This is a genomic window from Ectobacillus ponti (genome assembly GCF_024294785.1).
In the GTDB taxonomy this organism is placed as follows: Bacteria; Bacillota; Bacilli; order Bacillales; family Bacillaceae_G; genus Ectobacillus; species Ectobacillus ponti.
The window spans coordinates 640,825-660,427 of record NZ_JANCLT010000001.1; the positions used below are offsets into that span (position 1 = coordinate 640,825).

General features: G+C 53.7%; 20 protein-coding genes. 3 read left to right on the plus strand and 17 right to left on the minus strand.

The annotated features are described in order from the left end of the window. Positions 1-2: 2 nt before the first annotated feature. From NK662_RS03300 to NK662_RS03340, 9 genes are all read right to left on the minus strand, one after another. Complete coding sequence (locus NK662_RS03300) at positions 3-1,619, minus strand: gamma-glutamyltransferase family protein (protein WP_254757313.1); 1,617 nt, start codon at positions 1,617-1,619, stop codon at positions 3-5. 114 nt (positions 1,620-1,733) lie between these two features. Next, positions 1,734-2,705 carry an ABC transporter ATP-binding protein gene (locus tag NK662_RS03305; protein ID WP_254757315.1) on the minus strand — a complete coding sequence of 324 codons (972 nt, stop codon included), beginning with the start codon at positions 2,703-2,705 and terminating at the stop codon, positions 1,734-1,736. A 1-nt stretch (position 2,706) separates the two neighbouring features. Beyond that, a complete protein-coding gene (locus tag NK662_RS03310) occupies positions 2,707-3,669 on the minus strand; it encodes an ABC transporter ATP-binding protein (RefSeq protein WP_254757317.1) in 963 nt (320 codons plus the stop codon). A gap of 7 nt (positions 3,670-3,676) precedes the next feature. Continuing rightward, entirely contained in the window at positions 3,677-5,230 is a 1,554-nt protein-coding gene (locus tag NK662_RS03315; RefSeq protein WP_254757318.1) for an ABC transporter substrate-binding protein, read from the minus strand. A gap of 14 nt (positions 5,231-5,244) precedes the next feature. Next, a complete protein-coding gene (locus NK662_RS03320) occupies positions 5,245-6,138 on the minus strand; it encodes an ABC transporter permease (protein ID WP_254757319.1) in 894 nt (297 codons plus the stop codon). A 17-nt stretch (positions 6,139-6,155) separates the two neighbouring features. Further along, positions 6,156-7,097 carry an ABC transporter permease gene (locus NK662_RS03325; RefSeq protein ID WP_254757321.1) on the minus strand — a complete coding sequence of 314 codons (942 nt, stop codon included), beginning with the start codon at positions 7,095-7,097 and terminating at the stop codon, positions 6,156-6,158. 234 nt (positions 7,098-7,331) lie between these two features. Next, positions 7,332-7,781 carry an Lrp/AsnC family transcriptional regulator gene (locus NK662_RS03330; RefSeq protein WP_254757323.1) on the minus strand — a complete coding sequence of 150 codons (450 nt, stop codon included), beginning with the start codon at positions 7,779-7,781 and terminating at the stop codon, positions 7,332-7,334. A 189-nt stretch (positions 7,782-7,970) separates the two neighbouring features. After that, positions 7,971-8,444 (minus strand): RNA deprotection pyrophosphohydrolase, encoded by a 474-nt coding sequence (gene ytkD, locus NK662_RS03335; protein ID WP_254757325.1) that lies wholly within the window; start codon positions 8,442-8,444, stop codon positions 7,971-7,973. A gap of 83 nt (positions 8,445-8,527) precedes the next feature. Further along, positions 8,528-8,842 (minus strand): hydrolase, encoded by a 315-nt coding sequence (locus NK662_RS03340; RefSeq protein WP_254757327.1) that lies wholly within the window; start codon positions 8,840-8,842, stop codon positions 8,528-8,530. Between the two features lie 95 nt (positions 8,843-8,937). Between NK662_RS03340 and ytzI the strand changes: the two genes are divergently transcribed. Then, positions 8,938-9,096 carry a YtzI protein gene (ytzI, locus tag NK662_RS03345; protein ID WP_254757455.1) on the plus strand — a complete coding sequence of 53 codons (159 nt, stop codon included), beginning with the start codon at positions 8,938-8,940 and terminating at the stop codon, positions 9,094-9,096. Positions 9,097-9,133: 37 nt separating this feature from the next. Here the strand turns inward: ytzI and NK662_RS03350 are convergent, their stop codons facing one another. Beyond that, a complete protein-coding gene (locus NK662_RS03350; protein WP_254757328.1) occupies positions 9,134-9,607 on the minus strand; it encodes an S-ribosylhomocysteine lyase in 474 nt (157 codons plus the stop codon). 158 nt (positions 9,608-9,765) lie between these two features. Between NK662_RS03350 and yidD the strand changes: the two genes are divergently transcribed. Then, positions 9,766-9,990, plus strand: coding sequence for a membrane protein insertion efficiency factor YidD (yidD, locus tag NK662_RS03355; protein WP_254757330.1), 225 nt, complete (start codon positions 9,766-9,768; stop codon positions 9,988-9,990). On the opposite strand, the gene NK662_RS03360 is transcribed toward yidD, so the two are convergent. Next, on the minus strand, positions 9,987-10,550 hold the full coding sequence (locus tag NK662_RS03360) for a beta-class carbonic anhydrase (protein ID WP_254757332.1): 564 nt from the start codon (positions 10,548-10,550) through the stop codon (positions 9,987-9,989). The two genes, yidD and NK662_RS03360, sit on opposite strands and share 4 nt — an antisense overlap. A 123-nt stretch (positions 10,551-10,673) precedes the next feature. Here NK662_RS03360 and NK662_RS03365 point away from each other — a divergent pair, with 123 nt between their 5' ends. Continuing rightward, on the plus strand, positions 10,674-11,711 hold the full coding sequence (locus NK662_RS03365) for an SDR family oxidoreductase (protein WP_254757334.1): 1,038 nt from the start codon (positions 10,674-10,676) through the stop codon (positions 11,709-11,711). A gap of 56 nt (positions 11,712-11,767) precedes the next feature. Here NK662_RS03365 and menC read toward each other — a convergent pair whose 3' ends face one another. From menC to NK662_RS03395, 6 genes are all read right to left on the minus strand, one after another. Next, positions 11,768-12,868, minus strand: coding sequence for an o-succinylbenzoate synthase (menC, locus tag NK662_RS03370; RefSeq protein ID WP_254757336.1), 1,101 nt, complete (start codon positions 12,866-12,868; stop codon positions 11,768-11,770). Continuing rightward, positions 12,865-14,292 (minus strand): o-succinylbenzoate--CoA ligase, encoded by a 1,428-nt coding sequence (locus tag NK662_RS03375; RefSeq protein WP_254757338.1) that lies wholly within the window; start codon positions 14,290-14,292, stop codon positions 12,865-12,867. Before NK662_RS03375 ends, menC begins: the two co-directional genes overlap by 4 nt. Positions 14,293-14,640: 348 nt before the next feature. Then, positions 14,641-15,459 (minus strand): 1,4-dihydroxy-2-naphthoyl-CoA synthase, encoded by an 819-nt coding sequence (gene menB / locus NK662_RS03380; protein ID WP_254757340.1) that lies wholly within the window; start codon positions 15,457-15,459, stop codon positions 14,641-14,643. Between the two features lie 19 nt (positions 15,460-15,478). Then, on the minus strand, positions 15,479-16,288 hold the full coding sequence (menH, locus tag NK662_RS03385) for a 2-succinyl-6-hydroxy-2,4-cyclohexadiene-1-carboxylate synthase (RefSeq protein WP_254757342.1): 810 nt from the start codon (positions 16,286-16,288) through the stop codon (positions 15,479-15,481). Continuing rightward, positions 16,285-18,036 carry a 2-succinyl-5-enolpyruvyl-6-hydroxy-3-cyclohexene-1-carboxylic-acid synthase gene (menD, locus tag NK662_RS03390; protein ID WP_254757344.1) on the minus strand — a complete coding sequence of 584 codons (1,752 nt, stop codon included), beginning with the start codon at positions 18,034-18,036 and terminating at the stop codon, positions 16,285-16,287. Before menD ends, menH begins: the two co-directional genes overlap by 4 nt. Then, complete coding sequence (locus tag NK662_RS03395; protein ID WP_254757346.1) at positions 18,033-19,430, minus strand: isochorismate synthase; 1,398 nt, start codon at positions 19,428-19,430, stop codon at positions 18,033-18,035. Before NK662_RS03395 ends, menD begins: the two co-directional genes overlap by 4 nt. Positions 19,431-19,603 lie beyond the last annotated feature (173 nt).

Genomic DNA, 19,603 nt, shown 5'->3' on the forward strand with positions numbered 1-19,603 from the left:
GCTTACCAGCTGGCAATGGCGCCGTCTGTCCGGGATTCGGTTCCGCCCATTAAGACGCCTGTTTCAGGGTTGCGCCAAATGATTTGGCCGCGGCCGAATTTCCCCGATTCCAGCGCCACTTCAATTTGATGCCCCTTCTGTACCAGCTCCTGGGCAATGTGCATCGGAAAACCGGTTTCCACCTCCACGCGCTTGCCTTCAAGCCACTGCCAGCGCGGCGCATCGAGTGCCGCCTGCGGATTCAAATGAAAATCAATGGTGTTCATGACAACCTGCACATGTCCCTGCGGCTGCATATAGCCGCCCATGACGCCGAATGGCCCGACTGCCTCGCCGTCCTTTGTCAGGAAGCCCGGAATAATCGTGTGATAGGTTTTCTTTCCGCCTGCCAGCGCATTCGGGTGCTCCGGATTCAGGCTGAAATCGTGGCCGCGGTTTTGCAGCGCAATGCCTGTACCCGGCACGACAACACCGGAGCCGAAGCCCATATAGTTGCTTTGGATGAAGGAAACCATATTTCCTTCCCCGTCCGCCGTCGCAAGGTACACCGTACCGCCTCTTGGCGGCTTGCCCGGAGCCGGCGTGCAGGCTGTTGCCCCGACCGCTTCCCGGCGATCCTGGCCGTACGCATCGCTTAACAGCTCTTCTGCCGTTACGGACATATGCTGCGGGTCTGTGACGTACTCCTTGCCGCAGGCGAACGCCAGCTTCATCGCTTCAATCTGCTTATGGTAGGTGTCCGTTGTTTCCTTGCTTGCAAACTCAAAGCCTTTTAAAATATTCAATGCCATCAAAGCCACAATACCCTGTCCGTTCGGCGGAATTTCCCACACATCATAGCCGCGGTAGGACACCTTGATCGGCTGTACCCACTCCGGCTGGAATGCCGCCAAATCCTCCTTCGTCAGGTAGCCGCCCTGCGCCGCTGAAGCAGCGGCCATTTTATCGGCCAGTGCACCGCGATAGAAGCTTTCTCCATTGGTACGGCCAACTTCTTCCAGTGTATCGGCATGATCAAGCGAAGACCAGATTTCCCCAACCTCAGGCGCTCTTCCCTTTGGCGCAAAGGTCTCAAACCAAGCGGTGAACTCTTCCCCGTCCAGCACCTGCCGGAAAATGTCATGCGCCCGCTTCCAAAACTTCCCAAGCGTTGGTGAAATCGGATAGCCGTTTGCGGCATAGTCAATTGCCGGCTGCAGCACCTCAATCAGCGGCAGGCGGCCGAAGCGTCTGGACAGCTCCGCCCACGCAGCCGGCGCTCCTGGGACTGTAACAGGTGTCCAGCCGAACTTTGGCATTTGCTCATGGCCCGCATCCTTGACTCCGGCAATGGAAATGCCCTTTGGCGCCGGGCCGCTGGCATTCAGGCCATGCAGCTCGCCTTTCGTCCAAACGAGCGCAAAGGCATCGCCGCCAATTCCATTGGACGTCGGCTCCACCACTGTCAGGCAGGCGGCTGTCGCGATTGCGGCATCAATGGCATTCCCGCCTTTTTTCAAAATATCCAGCCCTGCCTGAGCGGCCAGCGGCTGCGAAGTCGCCACCATTCCGTTTTTCGCATATACCACGTTTCGCTGTGATGTGTATGGTGCATATAGTGAATCAAATTGCAGCGTCATCCTTCTTCCTTCCCTTCCTCAGCGGCTTACAAAAAGCGGACACGTTCCGCCTAAACCACACTTTCTTATCTTGTATAAAGCAAGAATGACAGGCAGCTTCTCCTGTCATTCTCTTCATCTTTCGTGACAGGCAACAAAATGGCCTGCGTCCACCTCACGCCACTCCGGACGCTCCTGCCGGCATTTCTCCGACGCGATCGGACAGCGCGTATGAAACGGGCAGCCGGATGGCGGATTTGTTGCGCTTGGAATATCGCCTGTCAGCTTCACGCGCGGGCGCGCTTTTCCGACAACCGGACGTGGAATGGCCGACAGCAATGCCTCTGTGTATGGATGCATCGGCTTTTTGTACAGCTCCTGCACAGGCGCCAGCTCCACCGCTTGGCCCAAGTACATCACAAGCACCCGGTCGCACAAATGCCGGACAACTCCTAAATCATGTGAAACAAACAGATAGGTGAGATTGTGCTTGCTCTGCAGGTCCTGAAGCAGCTTAATGACCTGTGCTTGAATGGATACGTCGAGAGCAGAAACCGGCTCATCGCAGACAATAAAGGACGGCTTAATGGCCAACGCGCGGGCAATCCCGATCCGTTGGCGCTGCCCGCCGCTGAACTCATGCGGAAAACGGTCATAATGCTCTTCCTTCAGCCCGACCTCCTGCAGCAAACGGATTGCTTCTTCGCGCCGCTCCTTCGCTGACATCTGCGTATGGATCAGCAGCGGCTCTTCAATCGCGTGGCCGATGCGCTGCTTCGGATTCAAGGAAGCGTACGGGTCCTGGAAGATCATCTGCATTTCCTTCTTTAAGGCTTTTGCATCTTGGGAAGACAGGGAACTCATCTCTTTTCCGCGGAAGGTCATTTCGCCTTCCGTCAGCTCCTCCAGCCCCAGAATTGTCCGGCCAAAGGTGGATTTTCCGCAGCCGGATTCTCCTACTACCCCGAGTGTTTCCCCTTCATAAATCTCCAGGGTCACACCATCGACCGCTTTTACGCTGCCGATGGTATGCTTCAGCAGACCGCCCTTGATCGGATAGTATTTCTTAACATTTTCCAAACGGTACAATACTTGTGCTTCGGACATGCTACACCTCCTGCAGCCAGCATTTGACAGTATGTGATTGGGATTGCTCGTAGACTGGCGGTTCGTTCACCTTGCAGGCCTCGACCGCATAGGTACAGCGCGGACGGAATTTGCAGCCGGTTATCTTCTCATGCAGGTTTGGCAGCGACCCCGGAATTGGCTTCAGTTCAAACTCTTCATCATCCACATTCGGAACGGAAGCCAGCAGTCCCTTCGTATATGGATGCTGCGGGTTTGTGAAAATTTCTTCTGTCGTTCCCTGCTCGATGATCTGCCCCGCGTACATGACAATCACACGGTCCGCAATCTCGGCCACCACACCCATGTCGTGTGTAATCATAATGATGCTTGTATCGAATTCCTGCTTCAAATCATTCAGCAGGTCCAAAATTTGCGCTTGAATTGTTACGTCCAGGGCTGTTGTCGGTTCATCCGCAATCAGCAGCTTTGGGTTGCAGGCAAGAGCCATGGCAATCATGACACGCTGCCGCATCCCGCCGCTCAGCTCATGCGGATATTGATTCATCCGCTTTTCCGCCGCCGGAATCCCGACCTTCTTCAGCAGTTCAATTCCCTTCTCATGCGCTTCCCGCTTCGACAGGCGCTGGTGGAGCATGAGCGGCTCGCGCAGCTGAAACCCGACCGTAAATACGGGATTCAGTGCTGTCATCGGCTCCTGAAAAATCATGGAGATTTCATTACCGCGGATTTTCCGCATATCATCAGCGCTCAGCTTGAGCAGGTCTGTTCCGTTAAATAGCACAGAACCGTTTGGAATTTGGGCGTTTTGCGCCAACAGCCCCATGATGGAAAGGGCCGTGATGCTTTTGCCGCAGCCGGATTCCCCGACGATGCAGAGCGTCTCGCCTCTCTCAAGAGAGAACGAGACGTGCTGCACTGCGGTTACGGTTCCTTTTGCCGTTTTGAAGTTCGTCACAAGATCTTGTACTTGCAGAACGGACATGGAATCCCTACTTTCTGTATGCTTTGTATAGTGTCCACTGGCCTGTTGCGTCCATTTCAATGCCAGTGACGGATTGGTCATATGCTGCACTTACGACACCGTGATAGATTGGGAACACAGGAAGTTCCTTTGCCGCCAATTCATTGACTGCCTTCAGCTTCTCTTTGCGCTCCTCCGGCTTGACAGTTGTGCGGGACTCTGTGATCAGCTTATCCATCTCAGCATTTTTGTATTGTCCAAGATTTGTAGATCCTACACTGTCAGAATGCAAGCGCGGATAGAACAACTCACTGCCGTCGCCTGTTACGTTGGACCAAGCGGACAGCGCCATTTCAAACTCGCCCTTTTTCGTCTTGTCGAGGTAAGCGCCCCATTCGATTGTTTCAATCTTTACGTTCAAGCCAGCTTCAGCGAACTGTGCCTGCACAGCCTCTGCCATTTTCATGTAAGCAGATGTATTGGCTGCCAACAGCTTGATTTCTTTGCCGCCGAAGTTTCCTTCCTTCACCAATTCCTTTGCCTTCGCAGCGTCATACTTGATGCCCTTTTCTTCAATGGACTTGTCATAGCCAAACAGCTCAGGGCCCATGAAGCCTTTGGAAGCATAGCCGAGTCCATTCAGCTTTTTGATGTAGCTTTCTGTGTCAATCGCATACGATACTGCCTCGCGGAACTTCAGGTTGCTCATTGGCTCCTTTGTTGTATTGAAGACGACGTAGTACACAGGTGTACCCTTCTTCTTCATCGTTTCAATCGTTTTTACCTTCTCGATGCGCGGCAGCGTGTCGGAGGAAAGGCCGTCAATGAACTGTACCTGGCCTGTCTGCAGCATGGAAACAGCTGTGTTGGCATCCGGCACAACCTTGAATGTCACTTTGTCCAGCTTGGCTGCGTCTCTCCAGTAATCCTTGTTCTTTTCGAGAACGATGTCATCGCCATTTTCCTTCTTCACAAACTTGAACGGGCCTGTACCAACAGGATTTGTCATCAAGTCCTGCTTCTTGTCAGCTGTCGGGCTGATGATGGAAGCATTTGTATGAGCCAAAGCGGCAATCATGGCACCATACGGCTTTGCTGTTTTTAGCACGACTGTATACTCATCCTTCACTTCAATGGAGGAAACTGGCTTCAGCAGGGAAGCGCGCGGTGCGGCTGTCTTTGGATCCTTCAGCTTATCGAAGGTATATTTGACGGCCTCGGCGTTGAATGGCGTGCCATCCTGGAATTTGACGTTCTTCTTCAGCTTGATGACCCAGGTGTTTTCATCCGGATTTTCATAGGATTCTGCCAGCAGCGGCTTCAGCTCCATTGTCTTTGCATCACGCTGGAACAGCGTTTCGTATACTTGATTGATTACATTGGATGAAACAGAGTCGTTCGTCAGCGTTGGCGACATGCCGACAACCTTGGATGTCATCGCATATGTAATTTCCTGCGCTTTATTTTTTGCAGGAGCGCCCGAGCCCCCGGTGGACGCTGTTTTGCTGCCGCCGCAGCCTGTTAAAACGAGAGAAGCAGATACAAACATTGATGCCAATACCGTAAATGACCTTTTACCCACTGAAATTCCCCCTGTTATTTTTCTAGATTCATATTTGGATCAAGCGCGTCGCGCAAGGCATCTCCAACGACGTTGAAGGCAAACACGACAAGCATGATGGCAATACCCGGAACAATAATGAGATGCGGTGACGTCCACATGAATTCGCGGCCTGCAGCAATCATGGCCCCCCACTCCGGCGTCGGCGGCTGGGCGCCAAGACCAAGAAAGCTGAGCGAAGAGGTAGAAAGAATCGCAGTTGCCATACGCATCGTTGCAAAAACGATAATAGAATCCATGCAGTTCGGCAGTACATGGCGGAAAATGATGCGTGTATCGCTGGCCCCAACGGATTTCATCGCCAAAATGTACTCCCGCTTTTTAATGGAGAGAACATTCCCCCGCACAATGCGGGCACAGGACGGGATGGACCAAATGCTGATTGCGATGACCACGTTGACAAGGCTTGTGCCAAGAATGGCGATGATGAGCATCGCCAGCAAAATGCCGGGAAAGGCGAACAGCAGGTCGACAAAACGCATGATAATGCCGTCAAGGCGGCGATAGTAGCCGGCCAGCAGACCAAGTGTTACCCCGCCCAGCAGGCCGAGCGTTACGGCTCCGAGCCCGACAAAAAGGGAAATACGTGAGCCGTATACAATGCGGCTCCACAGGTCGCGGCCAAAGTTGTCTGTTCCCAAAATATGATCAGGTGATCCGATCGGCAGCTCTGATAGATTCAGGTTCTGCTTGACCGGGCTGTGCTGGACAAGCAATGGCGCAAATACAGCCAGCAGCACCTGCACGATGATAATGGCCAGACCAACAAGCGCAACCTTGTTCTTCGCAAAGCGCTTCCACACCGCAAATTCCCGCTTCTTTTTCGCAAGCGGCTGCGATGGCGTTGCCTTCACCACTTGTGCATCCATATTGGGTTCCTCCTTTCTTAATCGTAGCTGATACGCGGATCGATAAAGATGTAGACAATATCCACCAGCAGGTTAATGATGACAAACAGTGCCGCGATTAAGAGCACGACTCCCTGTACCATTGGAAAATCACGTGCCGCAATGGCTTCGACAACAAGACGGCCGACTCCATTAATGGCAAACACCTGCTCCGTAATGATGGCGCCTCCGAGCAATAGCCCGAAGTTCATGCCGATAACAGTGACAACCGGAATGAGGGCATTGCGAAGAGAGTGGACCAGAATCACCGTACGCTCCTTCAGCCCCTTCGCTCTTGCTGTCCGTACATAATCCGCACGGATGACCTCCAGCATGGAGGAACGGCTCATTCTGGCAATCATGGCAGCTGAGCCCGTGCCAAGCGTGATGGCCGGCAGCGCAATCTGCTGCAGCCCTTCCAGCGTCCATGGCGGAGCGGTCAGACCGCCTACCGGAAACCATTGCAGGTTAACAGCGAAAACAAGAATCAAGATGGCGCCCAGCCAGAAATTTGGAACAGAAATTCCCGCAAGCGATGCAACTGTTGCAGCCCCATCCAGCCAGGTGTTCTGTTTCATGGCGGAGATAATTCCCGCGCTTACCCCAATCAGGATCGCGATTATAATACTCGCAATCGCCAAAGTCAAAGTATTCGGAAACCTCGAGGCAATTGCCTCTTCAACCGGCTGCTTCGTCTGGAACGAGTAACCGAAGTTTCCATGGATGATGCCGTTCATGTAGGAAGCATATTGCTCCAGCACCGGCTTGTCCAATCCGAGCTTTGCTTCAATATTGGCAATTTCTTCTTTTGTCGCTGTCGGCCCCGCAATCATGCTCGCGGGATCACCCGGCGCAATATGCATGCTCATGAAAACGATGAAGGAAATGCCCACAAGCAGCAGCAGCAGCTGCAGAATGCGCCTTACAATCAAAGCAACCAATTGATTCCCCCCTCAGCTTATGTTTGCAGCCCCTATAAAGAATAATCCATTACAAAAGCTGATACAATTTGAAATCAACATGCGATTGTCATGCTTTTCAGTGATTTTTTATAACATTCGCACTATTGATTTAGTGATGATTATATCCCATAAATTCCAAAAAGAAAACCCCATTTTTAGAAAATCACATATTTTCTGACAAATAAAAACCCCCTGCGAGGCTGCAGGAGGTTTTTAGAGTTTAAGTCCTGTCCGGCTTTTAAAGCGGCGGAGCAGAATATGGCTTTCCACACGGCTGATGCCTTCGATGCCATATAATTCGTTATTGATGAAGGATTCCAGCGACGGGAAGTCCTCTACGAGCACATGCATATGCAAGGTGCTCGGACCGGTCATTTGATAACAGCTGGCTACATTCGGGTTATTGGCCAGCTTTTCCGCCACCTTGACCAAGTATGCCGGTTCACAATCCACTTCAAAAAATGCGGAGACATTGCGGCCGACTGCCTCTGAATTGATGACTACACTGAATTTTTCAATAATCCCCTTCTCCATCATTTGCTGTACGCGATCACGAACGGAATTGCGGGACATATTGAGCTCCTTGCCGATGTCTGCATAGGACATGCGCCCATTCTGCATCAGCAGCTCCAAAATTTTCCGGTCCATATCTCCGAGCTTCACTGCTTGGCCTCCCTTCTGTCCTGCGAACGGACATCTCAGCTCCTATCTCTTCAGGCCTCTTGCCTGCTAAAAAAGAGCATTCCACCTTCATCATAGCGATTCCTGCTGAAATAAGAAAGGATTTCGCAAACATTCAAATAATAAAAAGAGCCTATTCAACTGGCATTGCTGCCATTGAATAAGCTCTTTTCATCTTCCTGCATTGTCTGGAACATGCACGAGGCTGTGCACCAGCACATCATCGCGCATAATGAAGCTGAACCGCTTGTCATCCTTCAAGTTAGCCGGCAGCTCGTCCAACAGCACAGAGCCCTTTGTTTCGTCGTGGTGCGTATGCTCCTGCACATCACTGATGACTGCAAAGTAAATATTTTTAATAATGATTTTATCCTTGCCCGAAACCTTATATTGGCCGAGGTACTCCAAATGAGACACAATCCCGCCTGTTTCCTCGCGCACCTCCCGGACAGCTGCTTCCTCCGGTGTTTCGCCCGGCTCCACCTTGCCTCCGGGAAATTCCAGCCCACGGCGTAGATGATGCGTGAGCAGCCATTGGTCGCGGTACCGGCAAATCACCCACACATGCTTTGGCTCTGCCGAAAATGGCTGCGGCTGAAATGAAAGCTCCACTTTGTTATGATAATAGTCCTTGAACGTATACATGCACATGCTCCCCTGTCCTTGCGGCAAACACTTCGTTACCACAAATTGTAGCACATTCTCCTCTCTATGCCCAATCTCATTGCTTACAAGCCGTTAATGATTCCCATTTGCGCGATCATTTCCTGCGTTTCATTATCTGTCAGATCGTAAATGAGCTTATACGCCTTCTGCAGCCGGTCTTCATATTCATCGTTCTGCGGGTCATGATGGTACTCCAGAAATGGAACATGCGCTCTCCAGAAGGACTTCCAGTCGGCACCGTAAGCCTCATTGAAATAGGCGCGCAGCTGCTCAACTTCCGCATCTGTTGCCTGAATTTCAAAGCTGTATGTATTGGCGGTCTTCACCTGTGAAATTTCCCCGCCTGCGATGGATACATAATATGTTTTCTTTGCCATGGCGCACCTCTTGTTTTTGTGCCTAGTTTGCGCGGCAGCTTTGAAAAATATGTAGAAAACGTGGTACGATGAGGAAAAGGAGGGGTTCGGCCATGATGTTCAAGGTTCTTGTCATTTCGGTGGTCGTCGTAATTATCGTGCTGCTGCTGTCTGTGCTCACCATCGGAAAAGGCTATTCCTACAAGCACACGGTGGACCGGGCGGAGGACAGTCCGGTTATGAAGGGCAACAGCACCAAAAAGCCGCACAAGTGAAACAGCTAAAAGAAAAAAGAGGGGGCTCCCCTCTTTCTTATCCAAACACCTTTTCCAGCTCGGCCTTGTCCTGAGACAGCCAGTGGTTCATGAGGCGCTTGGCGCCTTCCAAATCATGCAGCTTCGCCTGGCCGCACTGTGTTTCATTCGCTGCCGGCACCTCTTCGATCTGTACGGCATCCTTCATGGTGTCCTCAAGCAAATCAATGATTTCGCCCACAGTCGGCGTGCCGCTCACGACAAGATAGAAGCCTGTCTGGCAGCCCATCGGAGAAATATCAATGATATCGAAGTGATTATGCTTTTCCACATGCTTGCGCAGGTTATAGGCCAGCAGGTGCTCCAGTGTATGGATGGCATCCGGCTTCATCGCCTGCTTGTTCGGCTGGCAAAAGCGGATGTCATACTTGTTGACAACACCGTCGCTGCCCACCTTATGGACGCCGCAGTGGCGCACATACGGCGCTTTTACAATATTATGGTCGAGTTCGAAGCTTTCGACTGATGGCATTTGTATCGCTCCCTTATCATTCAAAATAGATAATTCCGATATACGTAATATGATATACTGAAGCATTCCGCCCGTAAAGCAGGACGCCCTTTCAATATTATGGCATACCGGGGCAAATCTCAACGAAAAAGATGCTCCACGGAAAGGAGACACAGCTTATGCAAATTGTTTTCATCGCCATCATCCGTTTTTATCAGCGTATCATTTCACCGCTGAAGCCGCCTACGTGCCGCTTCTATCCGACCTGTTCTCATTACGGGCTTGAGGCAGTGCAAAAGCACGGTGCCTGGAAGGGGGGCTGGCTTGCGCTGAAGCGCATCCTGAAATGCCACCCCTTCCATCCCGGCGGCTTTGACCCCGTGCCGGACAAGCCGGAGACTTAAGCCCCGTAGCCTTTGTCAACCGTTGTCAGCTTGCCTGTTTTCGGATCGATGACCAAGCCGTGGACAGGCACGCCCTCCGGCATCAGCGGATGCTGGCGGATAATGTCCACACTGTGCTGCACGCTCTCTTCCACGCAGGAAAACCCGTGCAGGAACTTTTCCAGGTCGATGCCGGAATATTGAAGAGTATGGAGCTTCTCTTCGGAAATGCCCCGCTCCTTCATTTTTGCAATCGTGCTGTCGGCCTTGATGCTGGCCATGCCGCAATCATAATGGCCGACCACGCACACTTCGTCAGCTCCCAGCTCGTAAACCGCCACTAAAATGCTCCGCATAATACTGCCGAATGGATGCGAGATGACAGCTCCCGCCACCTTAATGATTTTCACATCGCCATTCCGTATGTTCATGGCCTTCGGCAGCAGCTCCACAAGACGCGTGTCCATGCAGGAGACGATGACAAGACGCTTGTCGGGATACTTATCTGTCTGGAACTGTTCGTACTCCTTCTTCTCCACAAACTGTTCGTTGTGCGTCAAAATTTGGTCTAATAATCTCATCAGCAATTCCCCCTTTTGTCTATTATTTGTCTGTTACCAAAAACAAGTCAAGTATGTATTATTTCAATCTCGCAGGAATTTCAAATTTTTCCCAGTATATTCTTTAGAGAAGGGGGGATACACGTGAAGGTTTTAATCTTAGGCGGCACGCGATTTTTAGGAAAACACTTGGCGAAGGAAGCCCTGGAGCGCGGCTATGAAGTAACGCTGTTTAACCGCGGGAACCACCCTGCTCCGTTTGCGGGTGTGGAGCAGCTTCTCGGTGACCGTGATGGGAGCTTGGAGGCTTTGAGAGGGCGGCAATGGGATGCAGTCATTGATACATGCGGCTTTGTTCCGCGTGTCATCACCAAGATTGCAGAGGTGCTCGGCGGGAATATCGGCCACTACACATACATATCCAGCATTTCTGTCTATAAGGACTGGATTCCGTATGATATTGATGAATCCTATGAGCTTGTCACGATGACAGATGAAGAGGCTGAGGAAGCAACGAAAGACAATGCCGGCCCCATCTACGAGCATTACGGCGCATTAAAAGCCTTGTGCGAGCACGAAGCAGAGAAGCGGATGCCGGGCAAGGTACTGACAGTCCGCGCCGGACAGATTGTAGGGCCGGAGGATTACACAGACCGGCTTTCCTATTGGCTGCAGCGTGTACATAAAGGAGGGCGCGTCCTTTGCCCCGGCAATCCGGACCGGCCGGTGCAGATTGTTGATGTGCGTGATCTGGCAGCCTGGATTTTGAATATGGCCGAACAGCGGCGCGCCGGCACCTACAACGTCACAAGCCCGGCAGAGGCTTGTACGATGGGGCAGCTGCTGCAGACTTGTAAAGAAGCCAGTGCCAGTGATGCCGAATTCATTTGGGCTCAGGAAGCCTTTCTCATGCAGCAGGAGGTCGCCCCGTGGATTGACATGCCGCTTTGGCTGCCTGAAACGGAGATTCTGCCGGGAGAGACAGCGCCGTGGAAAGGTGCATTTTCCATGAATGTAGAGCAGGCAGTCGCTGCCGGTCTGTCCTTCCGCCCGCTCACAGAGACAATCCGCGACACACTGGCCTGGCAGCTCAGGCGGCCGGCCGGACAGCGCAAAGCCGGCATCAGCCTGCAGCGGGAAGCAGAGCTGCTGGCGCGGTGGCAAAGCGTAAAGCTGCACTAAGCAAGAGGGGACGGACTGTCGGTAAGCCCGAAGTCAGTCCCCTCCGTCCGCTTCCGTTACATGCTGATGAACTGCTTTGTGATCTTCTTCAGCTGCTCCCGGTCAACTGCATGCCCCAGGCCAGCCCCCGCGGGAACACGCACCTTCCCGTTCTGTAGTGTCACCTCAGGGACAATAATATCCCGTTGCCAATGACGCGAGGAAGCAGATATATCTCCGGGAATGCTGAAATTCGGCAGTGCTGCCAGCGCCACATTCTGCACGCGGGAAATGCCCATTTCAACCATGCCTCCGCACCACACCGGAACGCCATGCTCCCGGCAATAGTCGTGAATGCGCACTGCCTCAGTCAAGCCGCCGACACGCCCTGCCTTAATATTGATGATGCGGCAGCTGCCGAGCTGCAAAGCAATACGGGCATCTTCAAGCGTATGGATGCTCTCATCAAGACAGACCGGTGTCCGGATGGCCTGCTGCAGCACAGCATGATCAAGAAAATCATTGTCAGCCAACGGCTGCTCAATCATCATCAGTTGGAAATCATCCAGCCGCTGCAGCTGTTTCATGTCCCGCAGCGTGTAAGCCGAATTGGCGTCAGCCATAAGCGGGAGGTCCGGAAATGCCCGGCGAATGGTTTGCAGCAGGGCATAGTCGTTTTCCGGCTTGATTTTCACCTTAAAGCGCCGGTAGCCGTCAGCCGCATAGCGCTCAATTGCCGCCGCCATCTTCATAGGCTCATCCAGTCCAATGACAACACCGACCTCAATCTCTCTCCGCGCCGCACCCAGGCTCTGTGCCAGCGACTGCTCCTGCCACTGTGCATACAAGTCCCACACTGCTCCCTCCAGCCCCGCCTTCGCCATGTGGTTGCGCTTCACGTGTGAAAAAAGCCCCGGCACTTCTGCAGGGTGGGATATGTCAGCCTGTAAAAGGACCGGAATGAGGAAGTCCTGCAGCATATGCAGCGCTGTTCTTACCGTTTCCTCCGTATACCATGGCTCGGAAAAGGCCACCACTTCGCCCCAGCCGGACCGTCCGTCCTCATCCCGCAGCTCCACGACGATGCTTTCCCGCTTGCGGTACACACCGTAGCTTGCTGCAAACGGGACAACCAAGTCCATTTCGGTTACATATAGCATGGCTTGCTGAACGTTCATGGCAATTCCCCGATCATCCGCTTCAGCTCGCGCCGCAGCAGCTTCTTTGACGCATTGCGCGGCAGCTTCTCCACGAAATGAACGGCCTTGGGCACCTTGTATTTGGCGAGCTTCCCGCGGCAATAGGACAACAACTCTTCCTCGCTCACATCCGCCTGCAGCTTGACGAATGCCACCGGCACCTGCCCCCAGGCTGCATCCTCCCTGCCCACAACGCCAGCCTCTGCAACCGCCGGATGGGACAGCAGCACCTCTTCAATCTGGGCCGGGTAAATATTCTCCCCGCCGGAAATAATCAGATCGCTGCGCCGGTCCAGCACATACAAAAAGCCGTCTTCATCCAAATACCCGATATCTCCTGTGTACAGCCATCCGTCTGCACTCGTTTCTCCCCGCTTATAATACTCCGGCGCCACATTCGGTCCCCGTGCGACAATTTCCCCGGCAATATGCGGCCCATCCGACAAAACCTTCAGCTCACACGGAAAAAGAGGCTTTCCGGCCGAGCCCACCTTTGTCAGCATATAGTCTGCCGACAGGGTGCAAATTTGCGAAGAGGTTTCCGTCATGCCATACGTTTGATAGACGGGGATGCTTTTCTCTGTGCACGCCTGCAGCAATGGCAGCGGTGCCGGCCCCCCGCCAAGCAGCATACAACGCAGCGAGTCCGGATACCGCCCTTCTCCCAGCTCACGCACCATATCTGTAAGCATTTTCGCCACCGCCGACATGATCGTAACCTCTTTCTCTGCAATCAGCCGGTTCACTGCTGCCGCCTCAAACTTCTGCAGCAGCACAATCCGCATGCCGTAAATAACGCTTTTCAGCAAAATGGATAATCCGCCGACATGGAAGAGCGGCAGACAAGCGAGCCAGCAATCCTCCTCGCGCAGTCCGAGATTCAGGGCCGATCCGACCGCACTCCACCAATGGTTGCCATATGTATGCATGACTCCCTTGGGTTTGCCGGTTGTGCCGGATGTATATAAAATTGTCATCGTTTCTCCAAGCGTGAAGTGCTCTCTGCTTTCCGCAGGGCCATCAGGCAGTTCGGCAAGCGTGTAAACGGGCACTGCCGCCCCCTGCAGCTGTTGCTTATAGGCCGCACCGGCAATCAATAGAGCAGCATCCCCATCCTCCAGCTGCCATTGCCATTCCTCCCGCGAGAGCCTTGTATTCAACAGAACAATCGGTGTGCCGATATACGTGAGTGCGTGCAGGGCGACAACCATTTCCACACTGTTGTCCATAAGCAGCGCTGTATGCCGCTCCTTTGTTGCCCCGGCCGCGCGCATGCCTCCCGCAAGATTTGCGGCCCGCTCATGCAGTTCCCCAAAGGTCAGCCGCTCCGTCTCTGTTTCAAGCGCGATCCGGTCCGGCGTCAAAAAGGCGCGTTGCCGCAGCCAGTTTGGCATAATCTCCATGTTCCTTCCTCCTTTTTCCGCAAAAAATTTCATGCTGATAACACATGCTGTTCACATGAGGTGCACATCGAAGGGCTATAGTAAAGCTACCCCTCTTTATATAGATTGTCTGCACTCGACCCTATACGAAATGCAGCGCCCGCTCCTGTGGCGGGCTTTTTTTGTGCCATGGGAAAAAGACCCGATACGTGAGCATCGAGTCTTTATTGCCGGTTCCGCTTTTCTTTATGTCCAGCTACGGGGACTGGCTCACTGCCAGGGAGAACCAGCCACCATAAAAGGCAAGAAGCGCCTTTTGGGTGTCAGAACCACCCTTCGGTGAGCCGGGCGATTCCCCTCCGCTTTTCTTTAAGGGAATCTTGGGAACTGGCCGAAGTCAGGCTTGCGCTTCTCCTTAAAGGCATCTCGGCCTTCCTTCGCTTCGTCTGTTGTGTAGTACAAGAGCGTTGCGTCGCCTGCGAATTGCTGGATGCCTGCCAGACCGTCTGTGTCCGCGTTGAAGGCTGCCTTCAGGAAGCGGATGGCTGTCGGGCTCTTTTCCAGAATCTCTTCACACCATTTCACTGTTTCCTCTTCCAGCTGCTCAAGCGGCACGACTGTGTTGACAAGACCCATGTCCAGGGCTTCCTGTGCATTGTATTGACGGCACAGGTACCAGATTTCACGCGCCTTCTTATGGCCGACGATGCGTGCCAAATAGCCGGAGCCGTAGCCTGCATCGAAGCTGCCCACCTTCGGACCAGTCTGGCCGAATACAGCGTTGTCCGCTGCGATGGTCAGATCGCACACGATATGCAGCACATGGCCGCCGCCGATTGCATAGCCTGCCACCATCGCGATGACCGGCTTGGGAATGACGCGGATCAAACGCTGCAGGTCCAGCACGTTCAGACGCGGAATTTCATCTTCGCCCACGTAGCCGCCATGGCCGCGCACCTTCTGGTCGCCGCCGGAGCAGAATGCTCTGCCGCCTTCCCCTGTCAAAATAATAACTCCCACAGATGCATCATCACGCGCACGCGCAAACGCATCAATCATTTCGGATACCGTCTTTGGACGGAATGCATTATGTACTTCAGGACGGTTGATGGAAATTTTGGCGATGCCGTTGTATGTAGAATAGATGATATCTTCATACTTGCCTTGCTGTACCCATTCAAAAGCCATTGTAACATCCTCCTTTTGTTTATAGTGTTTGCAAAAACTCACTTACTATTGTATCAAACTTTTCCGGTTGTTCCACATGAATTGCATGCCCGGCGCCAGAAACTTGTACAAGCCGGGCTTGGGGCAACTGCTTCTGCATACGGGCCAGGATTCCCTGGAACTTTATATCATACTCGCCGCTTATCAGCAGGACCGGCATACGGAAATCGGGCAGAGCAGCCCAGTAGGACGGCTGTGCTCCTGTGCCCATCCCGTGCAGACTGCCTGCGAGACCGGCTGGATTGTTTTGCAGCCGCTGCTTCCGGATTTGCTCCCGCTGCTCCTGCGGCAGCTGCTCCTGCGAAGCAAACAGCGGAACCTGCTCCCATTTATCCACAAATGCAGCAATCCCTTGCTGTTCAAGGAAGGCTGCCAGCTGTTCATCCTGCTGACGGCGGTTCTGCCGGTCAGCCTCCGCCTCCAAACCGGCCGTGCAGTTCTCCAAAATCAAGGAGGCAACCCGGTCGGGGTAGATAGCCGAAAACACAATGGCCAGCCGGCCGCCCATGGAATAGCCGAGCACATGAACCCGCTTAATCCCCAGATGGTCCAGCAGCGCTGCCAAATCGGCGGCTGCCTGCCCTATGTCGTACCGTTCCGCCGCCGCAGGGGAATCCGTTCCCCCATGCCCCAGCAAATCCGGCATGATGACCTGATACGACCGGGACCAGGAAGCGGAAAAGCGGCGCCATGCTTCCTTGCTGCCGGTGAAGCCATGCAGCAGCAGCAGCGCCTCCCCGCTTCCGCACACCTCATACTCATACTGGACACCGCGGATCAGCCGCTTCATTGCTCCTCCAAATGCTGGTCAATGGCCGTCATCACCCTGCTCCACAGCGCGCGGTGCGCCTGCAGGTTGTGCTCACGGTCCGTATGGATTTCCACAACGCTGAGCCCCTGCTCCGCAAGCGCGTCCCCAATGCCTGCACGGAAATCCTCCCATGCCTGCACCCTGCGGAAGGAGCCGCCGTACATCTTGACCACATGCTCATAGTCCAAGCCAAGCGGTGTGCCAAACAAATACTCAAAATGCTTCTTCTCGCCATATTGCGGCAGGAAGGAGAAGATGCCGCCCCCGTCATTGTTGACAATCACAAAGGTGGCATTCAAGTTGTGCAGCTTGGCTGCCAACAGGCCGTTCAAATCGTGGTAAAAGGATAAATCGCCTAGCACGGCCAGAAGCGGCTGCCCCGCTGTACTGAGGCCGAGCGCGGTGGAAACAAGGCCGTCGATGCCATTGACGCCGCGATTGGCCATTACCTTCATCGATTTGTCCGTATTGAAGTAGAAGGTGTCCGTATCCCGAATCGGCATGCTGTTGCCGACGAACAGCACGGCTTGCTCCGGCAATGCCGCTGCCACTTCTGTAATGACTCTTCCTTCAAAGGCTTCTTCCTTTGCCTCCACCTGGCGCAGCTCTGCCTTGGCCGTGCTGTTCACATGCTGCCAGCGCTGCAGCCACGGGGACTCCTCCCGCTTTGGCAGCTGCCCTGCAAGCGCGCGGCAGAAGGCAATTTCCTCTGCATATACCATTTCCGCAACAATATGGGACGGATCCCGCCAGCTGCCTCCCTCATCAACGACAATATGCAGGGCATCCGCATGCTTTTGCATATATTGGGTGAGCGCTTTCGACACCGGCATGGCCCCAAAGCGGATGATTACTTCCGGCTTCCATTCCTTTACCTGCTCGTGGCGCAGCACCGTATCATAGCAATCGAGCACCTGCTCCTTGTCATGCGGCCCGCTGCGCACCTGTGACAGCGGGTCGGCCAAAATGGGATACCGGCTGGCTGCCGCCAGTTCTGCCACCGCTTCGGCAAAGCCCTTCTTCGGCAGATCGCCGCAGACAATAAGACCTCTTTCCAGCCCGGACAGACGGCTGCCCAACTCCTTCAGGTAGCTGTCGGCCATGCCGGCTTCACCATGCCGGACAGCTGTATAAGAAGCGGTTCTTACACCCCTTCCGCCATCCCACATGTTCGGCAGCGAAAAGTCTGGCACAAGCGGCTCGCGCAACGGGAAGTTCAAATGAACAGGCCCGTGCGGAGCGCCCTGAAGCAGGGCCGCTGCTCTGGCGGCAGTTGTGCGGACATATCGGTATAACGTTTCACTCGCTTCCGGCACCGCCATCTCAACAAAGCCTTTTACAAACGAACCGAACAGATTGATTTGATTCATGGCCTGAGGGGCGCCCACATCGCGCAGCTCATGCGGCCGGTCTGCTGTCAGCACGAGAAGCGGCACCCGGGCGTGAAAGGCTTCGCTCACTGCCGGCATGTAGTTGGCAGCCGCCGTGCCGGATGTACATAACAGTGCCACAGGCTGCTGCTTTGCTTTGGCAATGCCCAAGGCAAAGAAGGCCGCTGACCGCTCATCCACATGCAAATAGGTCCGCATTCCCTCATGCTCGGCGAACAAGAGTGCCAGCGGTGTGGAACGGGACCCGGGGCTGATGACGATGTCCTGAATCCCCAGGCGGACAAGCTCATCGGCAAATGCCCCAAGATAATATGTTAATCCTTCTGTATAGCTCATTTCTTGTATCCTCCCAGCGCAGACAGCATCGGTTTGAACTTCATCTTCGTCTCTTCATATTCCAAGAGCGGGTCAGAGTCCTCGACAATGCCGCAGCCCGCAAATAAGGATGCCTGTTCTCCTGAAACTAAAGCGGAGCGTATGCCAACCGCAAACTCTCCATTCCCTTCATAATCGATCCAGCCGATCGGCCCGGCATAGAAGCCGCGGTCCAGCTGCTCATTCTCACGGATCAGCCGCAGCGCCTCTTCACGCGGCGTGCCTCCGAGAGCCGGCGTCGGATGAAGCAGCTCGACCATTGTAAGCAGGCTGCAGTCGCCTTCTGCTTCCACCGGCGTGTGCAAATGAATGAGATTCTTATTCCTCATGACACCCGGCGTCTGGGGAATGTTGACAGCTTCACAAAGACGCTCCAGCACATCCCGGATCATTTCCACCACATACGCGTGCTCCACAAGGTTTTTCTCATCCGCCAGCAATGCGGCGGCATTTCGCTCGTCCTCTTCCGGCGTTTTGCCCCTGCCGATGGAGCCTGCAAGGCACATGGAAGTGAATTTGTTTCCTTCCTTTTTCACAAGCCGCTCCGGCGTTGCCCCAAGGAAGCAAGCTCCGTTATAGTCAAACGCAAAAATGTAACAGTCCGGCTGGCCAATCCGCATCGCCTGCAGTACGGCCACCGTATCCGGCTCATGCTCCATTGTCAGCTGCAGCTCACGGGCCAGCACGACCTTCTGTACATGGCCTTTGCGAATTTCTTCCTTCACTCTATGAATGCTGTCCATCCAGGCGGCCGGCTGCACCTCCCGCACCTGCTCCACGGCGGAACACGCTTCGGACAGTGTGCCATTGCCAAATGCGAGTGCCTGTTCCTCCAATTGCGTCATTTCCTTATATATATGGGTCGCATCTTCTCCTGCGCGTACGAAGCGGTTGATGGTCAGCCAAGATTCTCCTTCCTTCATTGTGAGCAGCATGGCTGGCAATACTAAGACTGTATCCGCAAAGGCGGACCACAGTTCTGTCTTCTCACGCAGCGGGTCGAATGAGAACCCGCCGAACAGAAGCGGACCAGTGCCGAATAAAGAAGCAGGCCCGTTTACAATGACATTGTCAAGGAGGCGCTGCCACGTTTCTTGTGCATATGGAAAGCGCTTTTGCAGATCACTTGCTATAGTAAAAACAGAGCCGATTCCTGCAAATACGATCCGCTGCTCCGGATCAGACCAATATAATCTCTCTTGGTAGCCAAGACGGCGGCCTGCCGCATAGAACAACAATGGATCTATCCAGTCTACCTTGGTGACGGCACTGACAAGTACCGGCTGGTCATGTGTCGCTCGCTGTACAGCAGCCAAGAGGGATTGCAACAGTCCCTGATGCTCTGTGCGAATCATCATCATCTCTCCCTTGCTTTGGGTGAATATTACCCTTGAGTTTAAGATACACCCCAATGAAAACACGTGTCAATCTTTAGCAATGGTCTGCAAACAGAATGGGCTCACAGAAGAGAACTGTCGGCACACCACACCGCTTTTCCTGCATGCAGGCTTGTTTGATTTTTGTATGA